17 protein-coding genes are annotated in these 18,941 nt (G+C 66.5%); 12 read left to right on the forward strand and 5 right to left on the reverse strand.

The genetic code is table 11. The annotated features are described in order from the left end of the window. Positions 1-502 precede the first annotated feature (502 nt). The 8 genes from WDC82_RS15000 (at position 503) to WDC82_RS15035 (ending at position 8,617) form a co-directional block, all read left to right on the forward strand. Positions 503-1,720, forward strand: a complete 1,218-nt coding sequence (locus WDC82_RS15000; protein ID WP_340118158.1) for an ABC transporter substrate-binding protein — start codon at positions 503-505, stop codon at positions 1,718-1,720. A gap of 23 nt (positions 1,721-1,743) precedes the next feature. Continuing rightward, on the forward strand, positions 1,744-2,724 hold the full coding sequence (locus WDC82_RS15005; RefSeq protein ID WP_340118159.1) for a PQQ-dependent catabolism-associated beta-propeller protein: 981 nt from the start codon (positions 1,744-1,746) through the stop codon (positions 2,722-2,724). A gap of 35 nt (positions 2,725-2,759) precedes the next feature. Further along, a complete protein-coding gene (locus WDC82_RS15010) occupies positions 2,760-3,227 on the forward strand; it encodes a hypothetical protein (protein WP_340118160.1) in 468 nt (155 codons plus the stop codon). Between the two features lie 8 nt (positions 3,228-3,235). Next, positions 3,236-3,832, forward strand: coding sequence for a hypothetical protein (locus WDC82_RS15015; protein ID WP_340118161.1), 597 nt, complete (start codon positions 3,236-3,238; stop codon positions 3,830-3,832). 2 nt (positions 3,833-3,834) lie between these two features. After that, entirely contained in the window at positions 3,835-4,548 is a 714-nt protein-coding gene (locus tag WDC82_RS15020) for a hypothetical protein (protein WP_340118162.1), read from the forward strand. Further along, positions 4,545-4,895 (forward strand): hypothetical protein, encoded by a 351-nt coding sequence (locus WDC82_RS15025; RefSeq protein WP_340118163.1) that lies wholly within the window; start codon positions 4,545-4,547, stop codon positions 4,893-4,895. Before WDC82_RS15020 ends, WDC82_RS15025 begins: the two co-directional genes overlap by 4 nt. A 141-nt stretch (positions 4,896-5,036) precedes the next feature. Next, positions 5,037-6,290 (forward strand): FIST N-terminal domain-containing protein, encoded by a 1,254-nt coding sequence (locus WDC82_RS15030; protein ID WP_340118164.1) that lies wholly within the window; start codon positions 5,037-5,039, stop codon positions 6,288-6,290. Next, positions 6,287-8,617, forward strand: coding sequence for a PAS-domain containing protein (locus WDC82_RS15035; RefSeq protein WP_340118165.1), 2,331 nt, complete (start codon positions 6,287-6,289; stop codon positions 8,615-8,617). Before WDC82_RS15030 ends, WDC82_RS15035 begins: the two co-directional genes overlap by 4 nt. Here the strand turns inward: WDC82_RS15035 and WDC82_RS15040 are convergent. Further along, positions 8,560-9,246, reverse strand: coding sequence for a response regulator transcription factor (locus WDC82_RS15040; RefSeq protein ID WP_340118166.1), 687 nt, complete (start codon positions 9,244-9,246; stop codon positions 8,560-8,562). The genes WDC82_RS15035 and WDC82_RS15040 overlap by 58 nt on opposite strands. A 927-nt stretch (positions 9,247-10,173) precedes the next feature. Between WDC82_RS15040 and WDC82_RS15045 the strand changes: the two genes are divergently transcribed. The 4 genes from WDC82_RS15045 to WDC82_RS15060 all read left to right on the forward strand — a co-directional run bounded on the left by WDC82_RS15045 (position 10,174) and on the right by WDC82_RS15060 (position 14,594). Continuing rightward, positions 10,174-11,988 (forward strand): fatty acyl-AMP ligase, encoded by a 1,815-nt coding sequence (locus tag WDC82_RS15045; RefSeq protein ID WP_340118167.1) that lies wholly within the window; start codon positions 10,174-10,176, stop codon positions 11,986-11,988. A 57-nt stretch (positions 11,989-12,045) separates the two neighbouring features. Further along, the gene (locus tag WDC82_RS15050) at positions 12,046-13,020 is read left to right on the forward strand and encodes an NAD-dependent epimerase/dehydratase family protein (RefSeq protein ID WP_340118168.1); all 975 of its coding nucleotides are present in this window, start codon (positions 12,046-12,048) and stop codon (positions 13,018-13,020) included. A gap of 139 nt (positions 13,021-13,159) precedes the next feature. Continuing rightward, a complete protein-coding gene (locus WDC82_RS15055; protein WP_340118169.1) occupies positions 13,160-13,375 on the forward strand; it encodes an acyl carrier protein in 216 nt (71 codons plus the stop codon). Positions 13,376-13,379: 4 nt separating this feature from the next. After that, complete coding sequence (locus tag WDC82_RS15060) at positions 13,380-14,594, forward strand: aminotransferase class I/II-fold pyridoxal phosphate-dependent enzyme (RefSeq protein WP_340118170.1); 1,215 nt, start codon at positions 13,380-13,382, stop codon at positions 14,592-14,594. Between the two features lie 6 nt (positions 14,595-14,600). On the opposite strand, the gene WDC82_RS15065 is transcribed toward WDC82_RS15060, so the two are convergent. From WDC82_RS15065 to WDC82_RS15080, 4 genes are all read right to left on the reverse strand, one after another. Beyond that, positions 14,601-15,542 carry a hypothetical protein gene (locus WDC82_RS15065; RefSeq protein WP_340118171.1) on the reverse strand — a complete coding sequence of 314 codons (942 nt, stop codon included), beginning with the start codon at positions 15,540-15,542 and terminating at the stop codon, positions 14,601-14,603. 5 nt (positions 15,543-15,547) lie between these two features. Beyond that, on the reverse strand, positions 15,548-16,531 hold the full coding sequence (locus WDC82_RS15070; protein ID WP_340118172.1) for a diacylglycerol kinase family protein: 984 nt from the start codon (positions 16,529-16,531) through the stop codon (positions 15,548-15,550). Next, positions 16,531-17,568, reverse strand: a complete 1,038-nt coding sequence (locus WDC82_RS15075; protein WP_340118173.1) for a CDP-alcohol phosphatidyltransferase family protein — start codon at positions 17,566-17,568, stop codon at positions 16,531-16,533. Before WDC82_RS15075 ends, WDC82_RS15070 begins: the two co-directional genes overlap by 1 nt. A gap of 287 nt (positions 17,569-17,855) precedes the next feature. After that, complete coding sequence (locus tag WDC82_RS15080; protein ID WP_340118174.1) at positions 17,856-18,938, reverse strand: LptF/LptG family permease; 1,083 nt, start codon at positions 18,936-18,938, stop codon at positions 17,856-17,858. Positions 18,939-18,941 lie beyond the last annotated feature (3 nt).

Consider the following 18,941-nt stretch of genomic DNA (forward strand, 5'->3'; position numbering starts at 1 on the left):
CTGCACCGTCGTCACCTCCAGCGGCTTGCCCGCCGCAATCGCCACCGCTGCCCGTACATCCATAACCGACGTCTCCCCACTGTCCTTTGAGTCACAATCGTCCAACGCATCGACCGACGGCCGTTCTTCGCCGACCGATCCCCTTGTTTTTACGGGAAACGCGGGTGCGCTCTCCATAGTCCTAAAGTACGCCCTGGGGTGGTCTCGCTGCGCTGCATTGGGGGTAACCTCAAGGGCGGCGGAACGGGTCGCGCAGCACTCCTTGGGCGCACAGGGGACGATCAGCCGCGGGTTGAGGTTGGCGTGCAGGGGTATGCACGCTCGGCACCGATCGAGCGGACTGCTGCATCAGTCGACGACCGCCGCTCGCCTCTTTCACAAGTCTTCTTTGCCTATAGCACTTTAGGCCTATTTGGCGTCCCCCCTGCTTCGCTGATAATCGCTCGCAGCATCTCCCATAGAACAGGCGGCGGCAGACCGCAGCGGGAGAGCGGGAGGACTTTTGCTGACGAGATTACTTGCCACCGCCGGTTTCATCCTGGCCGTGCTGGCGGTGCCGCTTCCTGGCCCCCGTTCCGGCGCCGCCCTTGCCGCCGCACTCGATCTGCCCATCGTGTTCCTGACGCGCGCCGAGGAACCGCGCCTGCCGCTGGCTTTCGTCGATCCGGTGGTCGCGGATCCGGGCGTCTGGGGCGCGCGCCTGGCAATCAAAGACAACCAGACCACCGGCAGCTTCCTGGGCCACAATTACGAGCTGGTCGAGGTGACGGTGCCCGCCGACGGCGATGTCGCAGCAACCTTCGCCGAGCAGCTTGCCGCCGGCCGCAAGCTCTTCATCGCCGATCTGGCACGCGCTGACCTGCTCGCCATCGCGCAGCAGCCCAGTGCCGCCGAGACGCTCATCTTCAACGGCCGCGTCGGCGACGACGACCTGCGCACCACCACCTGCTTCGCGCCGGTCTTTCACACCGCGCTGAGCCGCGCCATGCGCGCCGACGCCCTGGTGCAGTTCCTGGTGTGGAAGAAGTGGCCGGAGATCTTTCTCTTCGCCGGCTCGACCGAGGGCGACATGGCCTATGGCGAGGCGATCCGCCGGGCGGCCAAAAAATTCGGCGCCGAGATCGTCACCGAGGACAGCTATGCCTACGACCCCATCGCCCGACGCACCGACAGCGGCCACATCCAGGTGCAGCGTCAGATGCCTCTGGCAACTCAGTCGGCCGATGACGATTACGACGTCATGGTTGCCGTCGACGAGCAAGAGATCTTCGGCGAGTACCTGCCCTTCAACACCTACGCGCCGCGCCCGGTCGCCGGCACCCACGGTCTGGTGCCGATGTCCTGGCACCGGGCGCAGGAACAGTGGGGATCGACCCAGTTCCAGCGCCGCTTCACGGAGATCGCCGGACGCTGGATGGAAGAGCGCGACTACGGTGCCTGGCTGGGCGTGCGCGCCATCGGCGAGGCGGTGACGCGCACCGGCAGCGGCGACATCCCGACATTGCGCACCTACCTGCGCAGCCCGGACTTCGCGCTGGGCGGCTTCAAGGGCGTCGGCCTGTCTTTCCGCCCGTGGAACCAGCAGATGCGCCAGCCCGTCCTGCTGGTGAATAAACGTGTCATGGTCTCGGTGTCGCCGCAGGACGGCTTCCTGCACCAGCGCACGCCGCTGGACAGCCTGGGCTACGACGAACCCGAAAGCGATTGCGCCCTGCAATGACCCCGGATGGGAGACAGCGATCCATGCGAACAAGACTGACGCAAACCATTGCGGCCGCAACCTTGGCGGCAGCCTTGCCCGCCGTGCCGGCGGCCGAGGCGATGACCCTCTACGTCTCCAACGAGAAAGGCAACTCGATCACCGTCATCGACGGCGACAGCCTGGAGGTGACGGCCACGGTCGACGTCGGCAACCGACCGCGCGGCATCGCCCTCTCCAAGGACCATCGCTATCTCTACATCTGCGCCAGCGACGACGACCACATCGAGATTCTCGATACCGAGACGCTGAAGATCATCGGCACCCTGCCCTCCGGCCCCGATCCCGAACTGATGGTGATCTCGCCGGACGGCAAGCGCCTCTACGCCGCCAACGAGGACGACAACCTGGTCACGGTGATCGATCTCGAAGCCGGCGAAGCCATCGCGGAGATCCCGGTCGGTGTCGAGCCGGAGGGCATGGGCGTCAGCCCCGACGGCAAGACCATCGTGAACACCTCCGAGACCACCAACATGGCGCACTTCATCGACGCCGATACGCTTCAGATCACGGGCAACGTACTGGTCGATCAGCGTCCCCGCATCGCCGAGTTTACCGCCGACGGTGCGGAAGTCTGGGTCTCGGCGGAGATCGGCGGAACAGTCAGCGTCATCGATGCCCAGAGCTTGGAGATCAAGAAGAAGATCTCCTTTTCCGTGCCGGGCCTGCAGCCGGAGGCGCTGCAGCCGGTCGGCGTGCGCATCCTGACGGACCGCAGCAAGGCCTATGTCGCCCTCGGTCCGGCCAACAGGGTCGCCGTCATCGATGCCCAGAGCTACGAGGTGCTCGACTACGTCCTGGTCGGACAGCGTGTCTGGCAGCTGGCCCTCAGCCCGGACGAGAAGCAGCTGTTCACCTCCAACGGCGTCAGCAACGACATCACCTTGATCGACGTGGAGCGCGACAGGGCGCGCAAGTCGATCCCCGTCGGCAGCTATCCCTGGGGCATCGCCATCAAGCCGTGACCCGTCATCATCTTGCTCTGGAGACCGATAAGAGAATGTCGAAAAGAACCGCACCCGCCGCCTTCCGGTTCGCCGCCCTGGCCGCCGTTGTATTCTCCGCCGCCGGCATCGTCGCGCTGTGCCCGAACAAGGGCCATGCCGAGGGCTACCTCGCCACCCAGCCGGAAGAGCTGGAAGAGCTCGTTCTGGGCACCGATCAGATCGGCTACAATGTCTCGGTGAAGGAATACAACCTGGAGACCGGCAAGGCCTACAGCCTGCTCATCAAGTCTTCAGGCGTGAAGGAATACGCCATCGTGGCGCCGGACTTCTTCGACTACATCTGGCTGCGCAAGGTCGAGGCCGGCGGGCTGGAGATCAAGGCCAACTCGATCTACGAGATCGAGTTCGAAGATGAGGGCGAAGCCGAGCTGTTCTTCGTGCCGATCCGCCCGGGCACCTACGAGCTCTATGCCAAAGGCTTGAAGGAAAAGGGCACCGTGGTCACCATCAACGTGAAGTGAGGTATTTGTTGCGGATTCCGGCCACCCTCTGTCTTGCGTTGCTCACGCTTCTGCCCGCCGCCGCGCGGGCTGCAGCGTCCGACGATCCTGACTGGCCCTGCATCCAGCGCCTGGTGCCGCGCATCTCCGCCGCGCAGGTCTGGGCCGGCCCGGAGCCCGACGCGGCCACCTGGCAGGGCGACATCGAGGTCAGCCGCCTCGCCGCCCGGCTGGCAGCGCGGCGCACGCCGTTGAACGAGACCGAAAAGCTGGTCGAGGACTTCGCCGAGGCGCAGGCCAAGGATGCCGTCAACGCCAAGCTGACAGCGCTTTTTGGCCGCACCCTGTACGTCATCAACCAGGACCGCGCCTCGATCATCGCCGGGATCAAGCGCTTCGCCCAGCGCCAGCGCCAACTGGCCGAGCGTATCCGCGAGACCCGCGCGAAGCTGAGAGACGGCAGCGGCGAAGCCTCCGACAACGAACTCAGGGAAATGCTGACCTGGGACCTTCGAATCTTCGACGAGCGGGAGAAGTCGATGACCTATCTCTGCGAGCAGCCGGTGCTGCTCGAACAGCGCGCCTTCGCCCTGGGGCGCACCATTTACTTCTTCGTGGAGGACTGACCATGCGGACCTGGCGCCGCCGCCTGCTCCCCGTTCTGGCGATTCTGGCTCTCGTGGCCGCTCCGGCGCACGCCGCCGGCGACGGCCTGGAAGGTCTGGTGGCCGGCTCGCCCGCCGCCGGCATCTACGGCACCGACCATCTGGCCGGCCTGCCCGACAAGACCGTCCTGGTGTTCGACTACCATTTCGAAGGGACCATGATGGAGCAGCCCTTCGACGACGACGTGGTCCTGGACTTCACCCGCCACAGCGCGGCCGATACCGGCGGCGCGCGCGGCTACGACGTCGCCGCCACCCTTTTCCCGCGGACCCGCAATCTGCAGATCGGTCCGCTGTCCGCCGCCGCGGTGAACCCGATCCTGCTGATCTTCTTCCAGCGCGACGCGACGCAGCTGAGCAACGGAACCGGCGGCAGCCAGCACTACTTCCGCAATGCCATCCGGCGCGTGCTGCAAACACCCGACCCGGACAGCGTGAAGCCGATCAGCATCCGATTCGACGGCAAGGACCGTGCCGCCAGCGAGATTACCTTCCGGCCCTTTGCCGACGATCCCAACCGGGCGCGCCTGCGGGAATTTGCCGACAAGAGCTATCACGTCATCATCTCCGATGAGGTCCCCGGCGGCGTCTATGAGGTTGGTGCCGAAACACCAGCCGGCGACGGCCAGGGCGTGCTGCTGCGCGAGACCTACCGGCTGCGCGAGGTGCGGAAATGAGAAACATCCTATTGGCCCTGCCGCTCGCCGCCGCCGTCGTCTGCGCCTCCCCGGCGCGCAGCGCCAACGACTATCCGACGGAAGTGATCGCCGACTACGTGCTGGCCTGCATGGCGGCCAACAACAATACCGCCGAGGCGCTGCGCCAGTGCTCCTGCTCCATCGACGTGCTGGCCTCGCTGCTCAGCTATGAGGACTATTCCATGGCCGAGACCGTGCTGCGCATGCGCCAGGTCGCCGGGGGTGGCGAGAAAATGGCGCTGTTCCGCGAAACGCCCTTTGCCAAGGGGACCATCGACCGGCTGCGCCGCGCCCAGGTCGAAGCCGAGGTCCGCTGCTTCCTTTAGAATCTGAGGGTTGCGGGGCGGCCGCCGATCACCAGCGGCCTGCAAAAACCCCTGGCGTCCAGCCGGGATATGCTAGCATCGGGCGTGCAGAAGGCCGCGCAGATGGCCGCTCACAGGGAAGAACAGCCAGGGGATGACCCTATGGCAACGCTTGAAACCGACCGCGACGGCGCCGATCCGGGCACAGCCGAACGGTCGTCCGTGCCTCCTGAGGGAGGCCGCCCGGATACCGGAGCCCGCCCGGCGATCGCCCGCGCCTGGTCCGCCGCGCGCAATCCGGCTCGGGTGATCGAGGAGCTGAATGCCGGTATCACCGATTGCGATCCGGCGCTGATCACCGTCTTCGTCTCGTCCAACCTGCCCTACGAGGACATCGTCGCCCCGCTGTCTGCGGCCTATCCCGGCGTTCCGCTTGTCGGCTGCACCACCGCCGGCAGCCTGACGCGGGAGAGCTACGAAGCCGACGGCTCCATCGCCATCGCCTTCGACCGTTCCGCCTTCAGCTTCGAGACCTGCCTGCTCACCTCGCTGCGCACCTACTCGATGGCGCAGGGTGGCGAAGCCATCGAAGCCGCCTACTTCCGCCTGCTGCGCAAGCTGGAACCGGAGCGCGAGAACTTCTTCGCCATGCTGCTGGTCGACGGCCTGTCGCGCCGCGAGGAGGAGATCGCCGCCAGCACTTATGCCGCGCTCGACGAGGTGCCGATCTTCGGCGCCTCGGCCGGCGACAACCTGAATTTCGACACCACGCAGATCTTCTTCAACGGCGAGGTCCTGGAGGATTCCGCTCTCGTGGTGATCGGTGCCTCCAGCCGCCAGATGGAGGTCTTCAAGTTCGAGCACTTCAGCCCGACGGAGCAGAAGATCGTCGTCACCTCGGCCGACCCGGAGCGCCGCATCGTGTGGTCACTGAATGCCGAGCCGGCGGCCGAGGAATATGCGCGCCTCATCGGCGTGACCCCCGACGATCTGACGCCGGAGGTCTTCGCCGCCAATCCGATGCTGGTGCGCATCGGCGGCGAATACCACGTGCGCGCCATCCAGCAGGCCGACCGCGAAGGCGCCCTGCATTTCTACTGCGCCGTCGACGAAGGGATCGTGCTGACCCTCGCCCACCCGGAGGACATGCGCGACAACCTGGTGCAGAATATGGAGCGCATCACCGAGCGCATCGGCAAGCTGGACACGGTGCTGTGCTTCGACTGCATTCTGCGCCGCCTCGAGGCCGAACGCCTCAACATCAAGGAGAACCTGCTACCGATCTTCGCGCGTTACAACATGATTGGCTTCAACACCTACGGCGAGCAGTACCGCTTTCTGCACCTCAGCCAGACCCTGACCGGGCTGGCTATCGGCACCGAGCTCAGTGGCGGCGCTGAGGGAGATATCGAATGAGCGCGGTCCAGCTCACCCGCCCGACGGCGGCGGAACTGGAAGCGCGCGTCGCCGAACTGGAGCGTGAGAACGCCAAGCTGAAGACCGTACGCGACGCGCTCATCCGCCAGGTCGACCGCAGTCACGACTTCACCGGCAACGCCTACAAGCTTTTCCAGTCGGTTGCCGAGATGGAAACCAGCGTGGAAAAGCGCATCCAGCGGCTCGCCCGCGCCATGAGCGAGGCCAAGATCGCGCGCCAGCAGCTGCAGCAGGCGATCGACGCCATCGGCGAGGGCTTCATCCTCTACGACAGCAACGACCGTATCGTGCTGTGCAATCGCAAATACCATGACTTCTTCCCGGCTCTTGCGTCCCTGCTGAAGCCCGGCACCCACTTCAAGGACATGATCCAGGCGGCGGCGGAAGCCGGCGTCATCGTCGAGGCGGTGACCGATCCCGAAGCCTGGATCACCTCGCGCAACGAGTATCACCGCCGCAAGTCCTGCCAGTTCCAGCAGCTGCTAAGCGACGGCCGCTGGATTCAGATCAGCGAGCGCGCCACCAACGATGGCGGCAGAGTGACCATCGTCACCGAGATCACCCACTTCCGCCGCCTGGAGGAAACCCGGCGCCTCGCCAAAGTGGCCGAACAATCCGGCCTGCTGGCGACCACCGTAGCCAACATCGCCCAGGGCGTTGTGGTGTTCGACGCCGAGCGGAAGCTGGTGGCGTGGAACTCGCAGGCGGCCATGCTGCTGAACCTGCCCTACGCCGGCATGCACGCTGGCATGCGCCTGAAGGACCTGGCACGTGAAGTCTGGCGCTATGGCGCGGAAGTGCCCAAGGAGCGCCGCCGCGAGATCTACGAGTGGATCGGCGTCGTAAAGAAGCGCCTGCCGCTGCGCATCGAGCTCTCCTACCGTGGCCGGCGCTTCGTCGCCGCGAACTTCCGCACCATGCCCGACGACAGCTTCGTCGTGACCATGACCGACATCTCGGCCCAGATCAAAGCCGCCAAGCTGCTGGAGCAGAGCAAGGAAGAGCTGGAAAAGCGCGTCGACGAGCGCACCCACGAACTGCGCCGCCTGAACGAGATCCTGCAGGACGAGGTACGCCGCCACGAGCAGACCGCCGCCGACCTGGAACGCGCCCGCAAGGCGGCAGAGGCGGCGAACCTGGGCAAGACCCGCTTCCTCGCAGCGGCCAGCCACGACCTCCTGCAGCCGCTGAACGCCGCGCGGCTCTACCTCTCGGCGCTGGAGGTATCTCCGCTGGTCGCCTCGGGCGCGCGTCCCCTGCTCGACAACATCGCCAAGGCCTTCCAGTCGACCGAGGCGCTGCTCAGCACCCTGCTGGACATCTCAAAGATGGATGCCGGCGGCTATCACCCGCGCATCGCCGCCGTCAGCGTCGGCGACCTGTTCGAGACTCTGGAAGCCGAGTTCGGCGCGCTGGCACGGCAGAAGGGCCTGCGGCTGCGCCGTGTCGGTTGCTCGGCGGTGGTTCGCTCGGACGCGCAACTCCTGCGCCGCATCGTGCAGAATCTGCTGTCCAACGCCCTGAAGTACACCGACAGCGGTTCGATCCTGATCGGCGCGCGGCGCTGCGGCGACAACCTGTCGATCGAGATCCATGACAGCGGCCCCGGCATCGCGGCGGAGAACCACCTGGCGATCTTCGAGGAGTTCCGCCGGGCCAACCCGCCGGGTACGCGCACCACCGGGCTCGGCTTGGGCCTCGCCATCGTAAAGCGGGCGGCCGACCTCCTGGGTCACCAGATCGGCCTCACCTCCCACGTCGGGCGCGGATCATGCTTCTCGGTGACGGTGTCGCTGCTGCCGGCCGAGGCACGCGCCGGACTGGAGGCCGCCGCCCGCAATGCCGAGACCGAAGACAGAAACAGCACCGCGGCGGTCGGGCCCGCCGTGCCGTTCGGCGACGGGCCGCTGTTCTTGCTGGAGAATGACGCCGGCGTCGCCGATGCCATGACGACCCTGTTCGACTACTGGAATCTGGCCAGCGTGCGTGCGCCCTCCTATCCCGCGCTGCTGGAAATCGCGCAGCGCAACGCCTTGAAGCCGATGGCGATTGTCGCCGATCTGCACCTCGACGGCGAGATCGACGGCATAGACGCCATCATCCTGCTGCGTGAACGCCTGGGCCGCGATGTGCCGGGCATTCTGGTGACCGCCGACCAGTCGCGCGAAGTGAAGGAGCGCGCCAAGGCCAAGGGGATCGAGTATTTCTCAAAGCCGATGAAGCCGGCGCAGCTACGCGCGTATCTTTCTCACCTGTCGGCAGAGGCGAAGACGCCCGCCGAGCTGGCCATTGGCACCGAAGGCTGACCGAGCATGCCGCGCTGCGCCAGCAGCACCGCCTGCATCCGCGAGGACACCTCGAGTTTCTTCAGAATGGCCGAGACGTGCGCCTTCACTGTCGATTCGCTGATCGACAGTTCGTAGGCGATCTGCTTGTTCAGCAACCCTTCGCCGAGCAGGCGCAGCACCGTGGTCTGCTGCGGGGTCAGGGTGCCGATCACCCGCGAGACCTGATCGCTCTCCGCCAGCTCCTCCGGCTCATATGGCACCGAGACCCCGCCGAAGGCCGTATTGCCCGCCAGCACTTCGCGCACTGCCGAAACGATCTCGGCGGCGCTCGATTTCTTGCTGACGTAGCCGAGGGCGCCATAACTTTGGGCCAGTTGTGCCAGGCGCACGTCTTCCAGGCCGGAAAGCACCAGAATGGGAATCCTCGGGGCCTCCTGACGCAACTGCACCAAGCCCTGGAAGCCCTCGACATCGGGCAACTTCAGGTCCAGCAGCACCAGATCGATATCTTCGAGCCGCCGCACCGTCTCCAGCGCCTCGCCGGCGGAATGAGCCTGCAGCAGATCGCAGGGTTCGAAGGCCGTCCTCAGCATGCCGTCGAGGGCCGAACATACCAAGGGGTGGTCGTCGACAATCAAGAAGAGCATCGCGTTACTTCCTCCCTTGCGCGGCCTCGATTTTTGCTCGTTGGCGGGCCGCTTTTTTTACTTATCCACACAATAGTGAGGCCTGGGGCTCACATGCAATTCACAATTGCAGAATAGCCGCTGCTTCCCCGCCTCCGCCGGGCGCGGGCAAGTGACTTGCGGACGCCGGACGCCGGGCCGGCTCCTCTCCTCCAGCGGACAGCCTGCGCCGATTGGCTCGGTGCCGCGAGGGCCAAAAACCGGACCGAGACTCCGACACTGCCTGCGCGAGGAAACGCCGGCCGCGATCAGCCCGTGGCTGCAAAACCGAGCCGCGCGGCTGGATTTTATGGATAACAAATTGTTACGATTTATTACAAAGGCTTAGTTCGCACCGCTCGGGCTTGCCTGCGGGGCGTTCAAGCACGGCGCGATTGCCGCGGCCGGTGGTCGAAATGTCGCGGGATTGCTTGCAAATTCCTCGTTACCCCCCATATCCCGCAGGTCGCTGGACCTTCGCCGGGCGCCGGAAAGGCCGTCAGCTTCTGGTCAGGTCTTGATGCTACCTCTCGATTGATCCGCCACTGCTTCTGTCGTACATCTCGGATTCAGCATGTATGTCCGCCTCCGTGGTCGTCGCCGGGACCGCGACTTGACAGGCAATGTTGGGAGCGGAGCGGTCGGAAAACCTGGGGCGAATGTTCTCTTTGACGTTTTCAAGACATCGCTCAAGTGTCATAGGACTGTCGGATCAAATTCCGCAGTGCTTTTTACGACGCCAATGTGTAAATTTTAAGGCACTTGCTTGAACGGGCGATTCGTTCGGGGAACACGCCGGAAGCTCGCAAAGACCAAGAAGAGCGGCTACCGCAGTCAGCGTCGGGCGCGCTGGCCGACCCCCAAGAGAGCGCGGATGAGAACCGAAGTAGGTAAGCTAGGGATCGATTAATGCCAAGTGCTACGGCATCAAACAACAGCAACCTGTCATTTCGCATTGCAGAATTCGAAACTCTGGTCGAGGGGTTGGACTACGCCGCCAAAGGGGAAACCGGGTGCAATTTCTTCTCCCCGCGCGGCGAACTGCAAACAGCGCTCACCTACCGGGAAATGCGTGACCGCGCCATCGCCCTGGCGCAGCGCTTCGCGCGTGCCGGCATCGCGCGTGGCACGCGCGTCGCCCTGGTCGCCGAAACCAGCCCCGACTTCCTGATTTTCTTCTACGGCTGCCAGTACGCCGGCCTCATCCCCGTACCTCTGCCGCTGACCATCCACCTGGGCGGCCACGACGCCTACGTCGAACGCCTGCGCAGCATGCTGGCCAAGGCCGGCGCCGAAATTGCCGTCGCCCCCGCCGACCTGCTGCACTACCTGAAAGAAGCGGCGCGCGGCCTGAAGATGGTCGGCACGCCGGATGACTTCTATGCCCTACCAGCCGAGGGCGGCGAGTTGCGCCCCTTCGCCAAGACCGAGGCCTGCTACATCCAGTACTCCTCCGGCAGCACCAGCCTGCCGCGCGGCGTCTTCGTCTCGCAGCGCTCGATCACCAGCAACGCGCGCGGCATCGGCCAGCACGGCCTGCACCTGCGCCCCGGCGACCGGGCGACCTCGTGGCTGCCGCTCTATCACGACATGGGCCTGGTCGGCTTTTGCCTGACGCCGATGCTGAGCCAGGTCACCATTGACTACTTGGCGACCAAGAGCTTCGCCCTGCGCCCGCTGACCTGGCTGAAGCTGATCTCCCAATACGGCGGCACGATCTCCTTCAGCCCCACCTTCGGCTACGAGCTCTGCGCCACCCGCGGCCTGAACGGCTCGGCCAAGACCATCGACCTCAGGCGCTGGCGGGCCGCCGGCATCGGCGGCGAGATGGTGCGCGCGGAAATCCTCGAGCGCTTCACCGAAACATTCGCGGTGACCGGCTTCTCTCCCAAGGCTTTCCTGCCGAGCTACGGCCTGGCGGAATCAACCCTGGCCGTCACCTTCGCGCCGCTCGGCAAAGGCATCGAGGTCGACCGCATCGACCAGGAACATTACACCCATACCGGCAACGTTTCGCCGGTCAACGGTTCCGTCAACGCCAGAGCCAACGGCAAAGCGAATGGCCACGCCAAGGCCAGGGCAGCCCGCTCCTTCGTTATCTGCGGCGCGCCGATGCCCGGCCACGAAGTCGAGGTGCGCAGCGAAACCAACGCGCCCCTGGGCGACCACAATGTCGGCCGCATCGTCGTGCGCGGGCCCAGCGTGATGGATGGCTATTACAACGATCCCGCGGCCACCGCGGCGGTCACCACGCCGGACGGCTGGCTCGATACCGGCGATCTCGGCTATATGGTCGACGGTCGCCTGGTGGTCACTGGCCGCCGCAAGGACCTGGTGATCCTCAACGGCCTCAACATCTGGCCGCAGGACGTGGAATGGGCGGTCGAAGCCCTGGACGACGTCCGCGGCAGCGACGTCGCCTGCTTCTCTGTCATCGAAACCGACGGTCACGAACGCATGATCGTGGTGCTGCAGTGCCGCCTGCACGATGCCACCGCGCGGGAAGACCTGCGCAAGCGCGTGGCGGCGACGGTGCGCCGTGCCTGCGGCGCCGACTGCCGCGTCGTGCTGGTGCCGCCGAAGACGCTGAAATTCACCTCTTCCGGCAAGCTCAGCCGCTCGGCAGTGAAGCAGGACTACATCACCGGAGAGATCTGCGACCTCAACCTCGCTTACGCGGAGCGCGACAATCCCGCCCCGGCCTACTCCGAACAGCGCAGCTAGTCTCCGCGCGCCCGCCAGCGCCGGGCGGGTCCCGCGCGAGCCCTACCCGTCCGCACCGTGACCAGCCCTTCCCCACCACCCGCCGCATCGCCGGCCCCTCCGGGCTGCGTCGCGCTGACCGGCGGCACCGGTTTCGTCGGCGGTCACATCCTGCGCCGGCTCGCCGCAGCGGGCTGGCGAGTTCGTGCCCTGGCGCGCCGGGCCGGCGCCCTGCCGGAAACTTGCGCAGCGACCACGGTGACCGGCGATCTGGAATCCGAAACGGCCCTCGCCGCCCTGGTGACCGGCGCCGACACGGTGGTGCACTGCGCGGGCCTTGTCGCCGCCCGCAGCGACGCCGAGTTTCACCGGATCAATGCGCAGGGCACCGCCCGTCTGCTGCGCGCCGCCGGCGCCGCCGGAGTCAGGCGTTTCGTGCTGATCTCCTCCCTCGCCGCCCGCGAGCCGCAAATCTCCGGCTATGCCGCCAGCAAGCGGGCAGCCGAGGACGTGCTGCGGGCCGAGGGCGACCGTCTGGCCTGGCAGGTGCTGCGCCCGCCGGTGATCTACGGACCGGGCGACCGGGCGACCCTGCCGCTGTTCCGGCAGTTCGCCCGCGGCCTGGTGCTGCGTCCGGCCGGTGACGGCCGCTTCTCCATGCTCTACGTGGAGGACCTCGCCGAGGCGGTCGCGGCACTGCTGACGCAGGCCCTGCCCTCCGGACGGGTCATGGAACTGCACGACGCCAGGGCGGCGGGCTACGGCTGGGACGATATTCTGGCCGTGGCCGAGCGCCAATTCCGCCGGCGCGTCCGGGCGTTGCCGGTGCCGCGGGCGGTGCAGCGGGCGGCCGCCGCGCTCGGCACCCTGGGGGCAGCCGTGACCGGGCGCCCGGCCATCCTCTCCCAAGGCAAGGTCAACGAAATCGCCCATCCCGACTGGGTCTGCCGCCACAACCTGCTGAGTGATTGCATTTCCTGGTCGCCGGCTGTAGGCCTGGACGAGGGTTTTTCCCGAACAGCCGCATGGTATAAGGCTGCTGGCTGGCTTTGACCGAACCAGCGCGGAGTCCTGTGGCCGCGATCCGGCGGGGACCGCCCGCGCACAGAGGAAAACGGCCCGTCCAATGGGGGCGGACTGACGATGAGGAAGCAACATGCAGTGGACTGCCGATAAGGTCCAAGAGGAGATTGTGCAGCTCCTCCAGCCCTTCAACCCGAAGGACATCGCGATCACGCCTGATACGGACCTCTCGGCCGACCTGATGATGGACTCGGTCGCCGCCATGAACCTGGTGATGGAGATCGAAGACCGCTTCGAAATCGACGTTCCCATCAGTCTGCTGCCGGACGTGAACAACCTGCAAGATCTGGTCGACGTCGTTCTTGCGCAATTGAGCAAGGGCTAACGCTATGAGTCTCTTTGACAAATACAACCAGGTGAACGCCCGCCACGACCGCTTGATCGCCGCCGGACGCGACCCTTTCAACATCTGCATGGACCGCATCGTCTCCGCCACCGAGGCCATCATTGACGGCCGCGAGGTCATCCTGGTCGGCACCAACAACTACCTGGGCCTGACCTTCGATTCTGACTGCGTCGAGGCGACTGTGGAGGCGGTGCGCCGCGAAGGCACCGGCACCACCGGCTCGCGCATCGCCAACGGCACCTACTCCAGCCACCGCGACCTGGAGCAGGACATCGCCGGCTTCCTCGGCCGCAAGGCGGCCATGGTGTTTCCGACCGGCTATCAGGCGAACCTGGGCATTATTGCCGGCCTCGCAGGACCCAAGGACACGATCCTGCTGGATGCCGATTCCCACGCCAGCATCTACGACGGCTGCCGTCTCAGCGGCGCCACGCTCATCCGTTTCCGCCACAATTCGCCGGCCGACCTGGATAAGCGCCTCGCGCGCCTGAAGGACGACAACACCAGCAAGTTGGTAATCGTCGAGGGCATCTACTCCATTCTGGGCGACCAGGCCCCGCTCGACGAGTTCGTCGACGTAAAGCGCCGCCACGGCGTCGAGTTGCTGGTCGACGAGGCACACTCGCTGGGCGTGTTCGGCGACAACGGGCGCGGCATCGCCGAGGCCTACAACGTCGAGCAGGACGTCGACTACGTGGTCGGCACCTTCTCCAAGAGCCTTGGCGCGGTCGGTGGCTTCGGGGCGTCCGACAACCCGGCATTCGAGCGGCTGCGCTTCACCAGCCGGCCCTACATGTTCACGGCCTCTTCGTCGCCCTCCAGCATCGCGACCGCGCGGGCCACCCTGAAGAAGATCAAGGCACAGCCGGGCCTGCGCCTGCAGCTGTGGGACAACGCACGCGCGCTCTACAAGGGTCTCTCCGACCTCGGCTTCGAGATCTGCGCTGAGGCCAGCCCCATCATCGCCGTGCGCCTGCGCGACGAGGAATCGGCCGTCTTCATGTGGAATGCGCTGATCAACGCCGGAGTCTACGTGAACCTCGCCCTGCCGCCGGGGACGCCCGACGGCTCCTGCCTGCTGCGCTGCAGCCTCTCGGCCGCCCATACGTCGGCCCAGGTGCGGCGCGTCTGCGAGGTCTTCGAGCAGGCGCACCGCGCCCTCAAGGACTGGCGCGACACGCAATCCGCGGCAGAGTAGACGAAATCAGCGGAAGGCGCCCTTGCGATAGAGGCGCCAGAACAGCACCGTCGAGGCCAGGATCGGATGGCGGCGCTGCCAGGGCGTCAGCGTGATCGTGACGCCCGAATGCCGCTCGATCTTCCACAGCAGGTAGTGGGCGCCGTCCTGGAACGTGAAGGCCGCCTTCATCAGCCGGGCGACCGACAGAAGCTTGCCCAGCACGCGACGCGCCAGCCATTTGCCGCCGCTGGCCGGCGGACGTTGCCCTTGCCGCCAGCGCCCCGCTTCCGCTGCCTGAACGGCGCCCTGCCCGGCCAGGACCGCCGCCGAGATTTTTTCGTAGTGCGCCGCGTTGGCGTCGTAGATCTCACCGGCACGCGCAGGCGGCTCGGCACGCAGCTCGGTACCGTAGGTCTGGCGGAACAGCGCGACCCAGAGGTCACGGACGGAAAAGCGCTCGCCGACCAGCGCCAACCCTTCCCTCACGCATTTCGTCACAGATCCCGCGAGCGCATCCGCCATCGTCTCGCGCACAGCCCCGTCACGGCAGTAGCTGAGGCGGCAGGGCTGCGCGAAGCGTGCCCACAGATAGGGATGGAACCAGCCACCGGAAGCTCCCTTGGCGAAGTCTGCCAGCGACACAACGGCATACTTGGCGCGCACGGTGCGGCCCTCGAAGGGCGCCTCGAGATAAAAGACATTGGGCGGCAGCAGCCAATTCAGCGCCGCCCGCAGGCCGGCTCCGTAAGCCGCGGCGTAGCCGTCCACCAGCACGTAGAGATCGACGATCTTGCCTTCATCGTTGCCGAGACGCAGGCAGGACCCGTAGAAAAGAACCGCCGCCACCGCAGCGCCATGGCGCTGCCGCGCCGCCTCGGTGATTGCGGCGATCGGTGCGGCCACCGGCAAGGCGAGTTCCTTGCGTCGCAGCGACGTGAGCGGGTCGTTCGTACCGCCGCGGGCCATGGCGGCTACAACCGCACGAAGCGGGCTTCGTCGGCCGCCGTCAGGACGAGCTCCTTGCCGGGCGTGGGCTGGAACATCTCGCCGTCCAGGGTGAAGGGGCAGTCCATCGCCAGGGCGACGCGTTCCACCGTGCGGCTGAGGTAGCTGTCTCCAGGCAGCCGGCGGTGCTCTCCGCCGTAGAGGGTGCGCAGGGCGTAGCGCAGCAGCCCCTTGGGCGGATAGGCGATGGCGGTGAAGCGCAGGTGCCCTTCCCCGCCACCCCAGAACGGCCGGCTGTGCAGGATGAGCCTGTCCAGCGTCGTCGCCAGGATGATGAGGCTTTCCACCGTCTCGCTCTGCGCGCCGTCGAAACGCATGGTGATGCGGTCCCCGTAGAAGATCCTGCCGGCCTCGCCGGGCTGCTTGCGGCGCCCGAGCAGCCAGCCGCCGAGAAGGCCGGCGAGCGTCACCGCTGCCGCCGTCTCGGCCTCCAGCTTCAAGGGGTGAACCTTGCTGCGGCAGGCATCGATGGCGCGGCAGATCCCGGCGCCGCCGAAGAACATACCGTATTGCGGCGGGCGGTTCAGGACGTTCTCTGTGCGCAGGATGCGGCGAGGCACCGCCGACTCCGCCAGGGCCGCCGGCGAAGCCTCCAGCATGCGCCGCAAGCCTTTCAGTCCCCCCTTCAGGCCGACATCGGCGGCGATCATATTGGTCATGCCGCGCGGCACCACCGCCAGCATCGGGGCCTTGGCGAAGGGACGCTGCCCATAGAGCTCAGTCAGCACCGCCTGTACCGTCCCGTCGCCGCCGGCGACCGCCAGGACCGTAACCCCCTCGCGCGCGAAGTCGGCGAGGATCGCGGGAATGTTGGTGATCCTGTCGAGCACCACATGATGCGTTCCGGGCACCCCGTCGAGCAGGCGTTTCATCTCGGCGAGGCCCTGCTTGTTGCGCTGGCTACCCGGATTGGTGATGACCCCGATGCGCGCACCGCTGCCCGCCATCATCACGCCGGACCCGCCAGCCAGGAACGCAGCTTGCCGCGCCTGGCCGCCGCAAGGCCCTGCAGCAACTGCAGGACATGCAGCAGCAGGCAGACCGCGGTCCACAGCGCCACGGCGGCGAAGCCGAGATCGGGCCGTCCGAGGGCGGTGAACACCGTCAGCAGCAGGAGGTTGGGATTGCGCCGCGCCGTAATCAGGCGGAACCAGGTGTCGATGCGCCGCCACACGTGGATCTCCAGGCCCAGGCGCCAGATCGCGATCCCCTCGATCACCCGCTGCAACACGTAGCCGGCGACGATGACCGCGAGCATGAGCAGCATGTACTCGCTCGCCAAGACGTGCGGCCCCGTCTGCAGGCCGACCGCCCAGGCCCAGTACCAGAACGGTGGATGGATGAGGTCGATGCCGTGGTCGAAGACGTTGCCCCACTTGCTGGACTGCAGGGTAATGCGTGCGAGCTTGCCGTCCACCGTGTCGAGGAAGGTCATGCCCCAGGCCGCCAGAAGGCCGGGCAGCCAGTCGCCCTGCCAGAACCACCAGAAGGCGGCGATCACCAGCACAAGACTGAGCGCGGTCACCTGGTTCGGCGTGATCCCGACACGCGCGCAGAGTTTGGTGGCGTGGAATGCCGGGCGCGGCCAGAGATACTTGGTCACCACGTCAGTGGCACCTTTGTAGGTGCCCATGAACATGCGCCACTCGATACGCTTCAGCGCCTCCGGCCGCAGGAGCAGCGCATAGGGCTCCTCGCGCTTGCGCAACGCTTCCCAGTAGGAGGCGCCGAGATCGCCGCTGGTGACGGCGCGCAAGCCGTCGGGCAGCGCCGCCTTGCCGCCCGCCCGCAAAACCTCGGCAGCCGCAGCCGCCTGCCCGGCCGGCGCGTGCGCCGCGACCGGCAGGCCCGCCGGCTCGCCGTTGGACAGCAGCACCGCGCCCGGCGCGCGCAGCAGCGCCTGCAGCAGCGGCCCGTCGACCACTACGTCGGCGCGCAGTAGGATCACAGACCCGTCGAGGCCGCCCAGAGCACCTTCCTCGACCATGTTCACCACGCCTGCACGGGCTAGGCCGCGACGCAGTCGGTCGGCGGCGCTGCCGCACCATACCTGCAGGGAACTTCCGGGCGCGCTGTCGCCGACAATGCAGGCAAATCGGGGACGAGAAGCGGAATCAGCGCACAAGGTCTCTCTCTTGGTCGGAGAACGCGCGGGAAGGGCCCGGCACCGCGGCGGGCAGGCCGTGCTCCATTAGTCGGCCCACCCGCGGCTTGTCAAGTAGAGCCGGGCCGAAGATCGCCGGTCCTGGACGCAGGGTATCGCAACCGGCCCGCTCATGCCGGACGGGGCTTCAGCTCATGCCAGAAGATGACGCTGGCGGCGACCGCGGTGAAGGCGATGACCGGCGACAGGCTGGCGAAGAGCGGCGGCAGCATCCCGACCTCACCCATCGCCAGCGCAACACCATTGAAGATGAAAAAGGCGAAGCCGATGATGGCGCCGAAGAGGTAAATGAGCTCGACATGGCCGGCGCGCTGGGTGCGCTGCGCCAGGGCGGCACTGAGAAGCAGCATGAGCAGGGGCACCAGGCAGGCGCTCAGCTTCTCGTACAGCCAGGTCTGGTAGACGTAGGGCGCGAAGGTGCCCTGCCCGTCACCGCCGGCAAACCGCAGGGTCTGCCCGAAGGACAGTTGGCGCGGATGGCTGCTGAGGTGCGCCAAGCTGTCGGGGTTCAGGCGGATCGGCCAGTCGCGTCTCGCCTCGTGGTGTCGCGCGCCGTTGCCGCTGGTGGTTACGGTGATGTCATTGAGCTCCCAGCTGCCGTTCCGGTACTGCGCGGAAGCGACATCCAGGCGTGCGAGCAGCGTGCCCTCCGGATCGCGCTGGAAGATGGCGAAGTCACTGAGGCTGCTGCCCACGATGTTCGCCGTCGGCACGCGGACGATATCGTCGCCGACGTGGATCCAGGTGATCTTCCCGCGAGAATTGCCATCGCGGCCGGGCCTGTAGTCGGCTACCCCCCACGCCTTCAGCGCATCGACGCTGAAGGGAACGGCGATGTCGTCAATCACGAACTGCAGGCCGCCGATGAGCAGCGCTGCCGGCAGCAGGTGACGAAAGAGTCCGACCTGTGAGACACCGGCGTTCCAGGCCGCAACCAGTTCGCCGTGGCGGATCATCGTGGCGAAGCTCAGCAGGCCGGCCAGCAAGGCGGCGATCTTGATCATGTCCGAAGCAACGATCGAAGCGCGCAACACGGCATAGCGGGCCAACAGAAAGGCGCTGTCCCCTTCCGACAGCACCGCTTCGGCATTGGCCATCAGGTCCAGCGCCAGCAGGAACGCCGTCAGGCCGACCAGCAGCAGCGCGAAGCGCACCAGCACCAGCCGCGCCAGATAGACCGCCAGTACGCTCATCCC

The organism is Pelagibius sp. 7325, assembly GCF_037652055.1.
Lineage (GTDB): Bacteria > Pseudomonadota > Alphaproteobacteria > Kiloniellales > Kiloniellaceae > Pelagibius.